Source organism: 'Santalum album' aster yellows phytoplasma, from assembly GCF_018283495.1.
In the GTDB taxonomy this organism is placed as follows: domain Bacteria; phylum Bacillota_I; class Bacilli_A; order Acholeplasmatales; family Acholeplasmataceae; genus Phytoplasma; species Phytoplasma asteris.
Genome location: NZ_JAGVSK010000001.1, coordinates 100,256 through 106,785, shown reverse-complemented (window position 1 = coordinate 106,785; position 6,530 = coordinate 100,256). Strand labels below are relative to the sequence as shown.

Here is a 6,530-nt window from a genome sequence, read left to right as displayed (position 1 = left end):
TAAATATCTTTTGAAACTAGCAAATTATAAAAAAACATTAGACATTTTTTAAGTGTAATGAAATTATTTGTTAATTTGAAAAGATATAAAATTATCTATTTAATTTTAAGTCTTAAAGAGTAATTTTTAAACCAAAAGTTGTATAAAAAAACGAAACACCGCAGTTCTATCAAAACGTCCAGGGCGAAGCAAAGCAGGTTCTAGAGTATCAGATCTATTAGTTGCAGCTACTACAATTACTCCTCTATTTTGGTTAAAATCGTCCATTTCAGTAAGTAATTGGTTAAGTGTTTGGTCTTTTTCGGAATTTCCTCCTTCTCCTGAATTACTTCTTTTTCCTCCTAAAGCATCTATTTCATCGATAAAAACGATACAAGGAGCATTATTTTGTGCTTCTTTAAATAATTTTCTTACACGTGCAGCTCCAAGTCCAACATACATTTCAACAAATTCGGATCCAGATGCTGAATAAAATGGCACTCCTGCTTCTCCTGCAAGAGCTTTTGCAAGTAAGGTTTTTCCTGTTCCCGGAGGACCTTCTAATAAAACTCCTTTAGGAATTCTTGCTCCTAAAGTGATATATTTTTTAGGATTTTTTAAGAAATCAACTAATTCTTTCATTTCTTCTTTAGGTTCTTGGTTTCCTGCAACGTCTTGGAAAGTTAATTTTCTTTTTTGTTTCATAGAGGAAGTTTTGTTGTTTTTAGAATCAGCTCTTTTTTGTGATAAGAAATTATTAAAAATATAAAACATCCATAAAGCTGATGAAAAAATACTTAAAATACCAAAAGTATTAGATAAACCATTGATTAAATATTCTTGGGAATTAGTCATTAAATGATTTTTAGGTTTTTTATTTTCAAAAACTTCTTCGCCGTGTTCTTTATAGATTTTTTTACTTTCTTCTAGTAATTTATCTTGCAAAGTGCGATACATAATATCATCCATATAAGCATAAGCAACATCTTTATTTTTATAATAGACTTCTATTTTATGAATAGTACTTTGTTTAAAGGAACTATGTTCTAAATTAATAATTTTAATTTTTTCGATATCTTCGTAATTATCTTTAGTCACTTTGTCAATTAAAACAAATGGCATATATTCTTTTTTATTGTCGTTATTAAACCATTGGTGATTAATTTCTTTAATTGATAAAAATAAAACTAATGCTAAAATGACAGTAATACAACTCCATTTAATGATTTTATTTATTATTTTATTCATAAAAAGCCTCGTAATCTTTTGTTTTTCAAGTATTTTTTAAAATAATATATTAAAACAAACATAACTATTGTAAATGCTACCAAAGCACATGACACTTTGATTAATAAACTTAAATTAAATGCAGGATTAGTTTTGGTTGGTAAAAGTTGATTTTTATTGGCATCTTGTAAAACTCTTTGAAAACCTTGTTCTAGATTATCAGCAGTTAAATAGGAATGATTTTGTCTCATAGCTGCTAAAGCACTTTCAGAAACTAAAGCTTTTAATTGAGCAGGGCTGAATTTATTATCATAACATTTTTGACTTAAATCTTTTAAAATTTGGGGTTTTAGTTTGCCATTTTGATCTTTTATATCATTGTGTAATTCTTGATCTTTGACAAAAAAGTCTAAAAATTCTTCTATCTCTTCAGTTTTAGGCAAATCTAATTTAAGTTTCCTTTCTAATCTTTCAGGTCTTAACAAAGCTTTATCTAGTATATCAGGGCGGTTAGTTGCTCCAATAACTACAATTGGTTTAGAAGGGTCTCTATCTTTGGAATTAAAACCAACTAGTTCTGTTAATAATTGATTAAGGGTTTTATTATAAACCTCATCGTTATTTGACCTTTTGGCTCCTACTGCATCTATTTCATCAATAAAAATAATACATGGTTGGTTAGATTCTTTTGCTTCTTGGAATAATTCCATTACTTCATTTACACCTGTTCCTACATATTGGTCTTTTTGGAATTCAGAACCACTCCTATATAAGAATTTTACTCCTGCTTCTTTAGATAATTCTTTAGTTAAAAAAGTTTTTCCGGTTCCAGGTGGACCGTAGAATAAATAACCTTTAGGAACTTTAATTCCCATATCTTGGTATTGTCTAGGATTTTTAAAAAAATGGAATAATTCTTTAAGTTCTTTTTTAGTTTCTTTAGCTCCTTTAACATTGGATAAAAATTCTTTAGTGTCATCTTGTAAAGAAATAAAATCTTTAAAATAAAGTGGAATAGAATCTGTGATAATGGAATTCAATTCGTTATTTAAATTTTTCATTTCTTTGTGTAGTGTAGCTAAATTATCTTTTAGAAATACTTGTTCTAATAATTTTATTTTATTTTCATCTGTTTGAGATAAGGTAGTATTTGTGGTTTGTATTTGTTCGTTGTATTTTTTTTTAATTTGTATTTTATTATCAAATTTAAATAAATGTTTTAATAAAGCTTTAAAATCAAGTTCTTTATTAATTGTTTCTAGATTCCAGCGGTTTTGTAAATTATTCTTATCTTCTTGTGATAATTGAGAATATTTATTTTGATAATTAGTTTGGATTTCTTCTTGTTTTATAAATATGCGCTGTACTAACTTATCTAATGATCCTATTTTTTCCTTATTTAGATTAGTAATTTTAGTTTCTAAAAGATAAAAATTTTGTTCTAAAAAAACAGTTATATCTTGTTTTAAATTTGAGTATTGGTTATATAATGATAAATTAGTATCTTTGTTTTGAACATTTAGGACAAATTGTTCGCTAATTTGTTCAAAGCGTTTTTGTAGATCATAAGAATGTCTATTAAAATCTAATAATTTTAAATTAAGGCTATCTAGATCTTTTAATATTTGATCTAATTTTTTTACTTCATTTTGGAGAGGAAATAAATTGCTTTTTGTAGTATTGTTGTCATTAGGATTTGTGTTTGTGTTTTGGTCAATTATAGGGTTTTTCTCCGAATGTATTTTTTTATTTAAGCTATCTATGAATCTGTTTTGTAATGCTTTTTTTAAATCATTTTTATCCCAAGTATAACGATGTTGCCAATCAACTACTTTATTATCTTGCTTACTTTCTAATTTGTAATGTCTTTTTGCTATTTGATTTCCGTTGGTATCATAAGTTATATCATAAGTATCATTATGGTGCCAATTAATGTTGGGGTTTTTTTCTGTATGTCCTTGTAAAAACTTTCTTTTAGATAATACGTTACCCTTATTATCATAAGTTATATCATAAGTATCAGTATGTTTCCAATTAATTATTCCATTTGTGTTAAGTGCTCTTGAAAGAAGTTTTTTATTATTATCAACCATTAAAGCTTGCTTTTTAATTTTTAAAATAATGTTGTTTTCTTTTTTGATGGCTTCGATCATATTACTATTTTTTTTGTTGTAGATTTCTTGCCATTCACCTAAAATTGCTTCTAATTGTTCTTTGTCAGCTTTGGCTGTATTATAATTTGATCCCAAAACTAAAAACCCTAAAAAAATTAAAAAACAAATTTTAGATAATTTAGATAATTTGAAATAGTTCTCGAAGTTTTTGTCTAAATTATTCATTTGGGTACTATATGCCTTTCTATTGTTATTATTGTTGTGATTTAAAAAATAATTAAAATTTAAAAATTATTCTTTTTTTAAAAAAATAAAAAATAATGATTGATGTGTAAAAATTAATTTTGTTATGATGCTATTTAATGATTCTAATGATTCTCGAAAGTTCTTAAAGAAGAATCATTTTTAAAGCATCTTAGAAATATATTTTAAAAAAACAAAAAAGTTAAATATTGAAATGAAAAATAATTGTTATTTGGAATGCATTTTTTCTACATCATTTTATTCCCTTTTTTAAATTTTGCAACATTATTTTAAAAAAATAAAATATTGCTATTAATATCATTTTATCACAAAAAAAAAAAAAACAAGTTTTTTGCTCACTAATCTGTAGATCATGAGTGTTTTCCTTGCAATTTTGTATATAAAAAAAAGACCAACTTTTTAGAGTTGATCTTATTTAATGTAGCAAATATTTGATTTTTTGAAAGTTTTAGAACAATTATGGGCGTTTATTATGGCAATTTATTTGTTGTTATAAATAGATAAAGTTTTTCTTACAGGATTAAAGTATAAATTAAACTTTTCTTTGCAGTTAAATTGGTTTTGGCAAATGTTTAATATTAAATTACCTAAAAAATTCTCTTTGTCTTGAATTAATAATTTTTGAGGACCGTTATATTCCATAATTATAATCTTATTTATTTTATCTAAGGTAATTACCATATTTTGGTTAAAAATAGTATTGTTATCTTGTCTTATTTGGGTTTGATCAAAAATATCTATCTTATTTAAAGTTTGGCTTTGCCATTTATTAAAAGGATTTTGCAATAATTTAATCCAGTGCGAATCTAAAGGTTCTTGAAAATGGTTATTTCTTTTTTGAAGCAAATCAAGTTCTTTTTGGATTTGAGTAAAGTTTTGGAACACCTCATAAATTTGTAATAGTTGGTTTTTTGAGCTCTTGGGTTAAAATATTTTGCATACGTAATAATTCTTTTGATAATATCTAAATCCGTTAATGCCATCAAAAATGTATTTGTTGTGAGTCATTAAAGTAGGTTTGTGGATTATAGATACAAATTCTATTTCCTTATTTAAAGTTTTATCCCACGTTTTTTCCTTGATTTTGTTTGGGTGAGTTTTTTTATAGTTTTTGAGAGTTTGGATTTGAGGTGTGCTAATAGCTACTGTTTTGCTTGCAATTTTATGATTTAGTCTTTGATTTCTAAATTGCAAATAAACTAACCCAATTAATAATGTTATTGATGTTATAGAAATGCAAAAAATACAAAATAATTTGAATTGGGGGTTTTTGTGGTAAAATAGTAGTTTTTTTTGATTTTGAAAATGATTAATGAAGTTTGGCTCCTTTGTGATTAAAAATATTTAAATATATCCAAAATAGGAATAATTTAAATGATAGGAATAATGAAATGATGAAATATATTAAAAAATAATGACAATAATGACAAAATACAAAAAAGTTATTTTAAAAGTTGTATAATATCTTTATAAAGGTAAAAAAGAAAACCAAATATGGTAAAGATAAAATCAAGCCAAAATTTATGTCTAAAAGATTAAAATAAAAGCTGAAATGCAAAAACGGCATTAAAAACTAACTTATATTATTTTATTTGATGAACTAAAAATAATTTATTAATAAAAATAAAACGAAAAGGCGATATTCATGTTAAAAAGACAAGCTAAAGAACAAAAAATTAGAAGAATGTTGAAAAAAGTTAATATTGATAAATTAAAAATTGTGATTTTGAAAAATTGTAGTAAAAAAACTCATTTTGAAGTTAAAAATCAGATTCTTTTTGTCAATCCTCAAGTGAAAGTTATTGTAGAACAAGTTTTGGAAGAATTGAGGAAAAAAATGGATTTGAAAAATAATTAGTCATTTACCAAATTATATATTTAATTTATCAGATTCATTTATAATTTCTAATATAGTTGTTTTTATAAGATTTTCTAATTCTTGCATATCTTTTTGAAATATGGTAGTTATATTACCATTTTGAGCTATTTTTTGAATTATTTTTTGGAGAGTTTGGAATTTGTTTCTTAACTCCATTAAATTAAAAGATTGTTTTCTTAATTGTTTTATTAAAATATTTTGTTCTGGATTAGATTCAAGTTTGGCATTTGCATTAGCCATCAAATTTTGTTTTATAAAATCTTTAATGTCTGTGATTTTGAGTTTGCCTGCATTCATATCAATTATAATTTTATTTTTTTCAAGCAAGCTTAGTTGATTTTTTAATATTTGATCTATATCATTATTAATATAGGTTTGTATTTTATCCCAAATATTTGTTGCTGTTTGTTGCCATTTATTTGTGTTATGCAATAATTGGTCTTTTAAAACTAATATAAGTTCGGTATTTGGTTTTTCTTTTTTCCAAAAAATATGCATTTTATTGTTTTGATTTTGATTTAAGGCATCTAAAAGATTATTTTGGGTTTGGTATGATTTCATTTTTTCATCATTAAAGTTTAAAAAAATAGCAAAAATTTTGTGTTGGATAGCATCAGTAATTTTTTGATTTGCATTACTTTTAGAAAGCATATGATAATTATAAGCAAAAACTTCTTGGTTCCAATCAGGGTTTATTTTTCTAAATTCGGTTTTTAAATTTTCTAAATTAGGATTGAGACCTAAATAATGTTCAATAATGTTTGTCTTGGTATCGGGTTTGATTTCAGGAAGGATGTGGGTTAATTTTGCATTAGGAACAGATTTATTTTTTTATTTAATAAAAATAATTGCAGATAACAAAATTATTAGTGCGATAATAAATGTGATAATTATTAAATACTTGTAGTATTTAGTTTGAATAGATTTCATGAAAAATAACAAAATCCTTTCTATGGAAAACTAGTTTCCTTAAATATTATACTATTATTGACTGACTATACATTATTATATTTGGAAATGTTGAAAAATTCATATTTTATCTTTTGTCAATTTACAAATTTAGTTTA

At 24.3% G+C, this 6,530-nt stretch carries 5 protein-coding genes and 1 pseudogene; 1 reads left to right on the top strand and 5 read right to left on the bottom strand.

What is annotated here, in order from left to right:
- Nucleotides 1-156 precede the first annotated feature (156 nt).
- From KE631_RS02530 to KE631_RS00590, 4 genes and pseudogenes are all read right to left on the bottom strand, one after another.
- Nucleotides 157-678 (bottom strand): annotated as a pseudogene (locus KE631_RS02530) (AAA family ATPase); the annotation flags it as partial.
- Between the two features lie 545 nt (nucleotides 679-1,223).
- Nucleotides 1,224-3,545, bottom strand: a complete 2,322-nt coding sequence (locus tag KE631_RS00600) for an AAA family ATPase (RefSeq protein ID WP_212508950.1) — start codon at nucleotides 3,543-3,545, stop codon at nucleotides 1,224-1,226.
- Nucleotides 3,546-4,064: 519 nt separating this feature from the next.
- Nucleotides 4,065-4,469, bottom strand: coding sequence for a hypothetical protein (locus KE631_RS00595; protein ID WP_212508949.1), 405 nt, complete (start codon nucleotides 4,467-4,469; stop codon nucleotides 4,065-4,067).
- Between the two features lie 39 nt (nucleotides 4,470-4,508).
- A complete protein-coding gene (locus KE631_RS00590) occupies nucleotides 4,509-4,778 on the bottom strand; it encodes a hypothetical protein (RefSeq protein WP_212508948.1) in 270 nt (89 codons plus the stop codon).
- 451 nt (nucleotides 4,779-5,229) lie between these two features.
- Here KE631_RS00590 and KE631_RS00585 point away from each other — a divergent pair, with 451 nt between their 5' ends.
- Nucleotides 5,230-5,442: a hypothetical protein gene (locus KE631_RS00585; RefSeq protein ID WP_212508947.1), complete on the top strand. Its 213-nt coding sequence runs from the start codon at nucleotides 5,230-5,232 to the stop codon at nucleotides 5,440-5,442.
- Between the two features lie 12 nt (nucleotides 5,443-5,454).
- On the opposite strand, the gene KE631_RS00580 is transcribed toward KE631_RS00585, so the two are convergent.
- Nucleotides 5,455-6,114 carry a hypothetical protein gene (locus tag KE631_RS00580; protein WP_249291047.1) on the bottom strand — a complete coding sequence of 220 codons (660 nt, stop codon included), beginning with the start codon at nucleotides 6,112-6,114 and terminating at the stop codon, nucleotides 5,455-5,457.
- Between the last annotated feature and the right edge of the window lie 416 nt (nucleotides 6,115-6,530).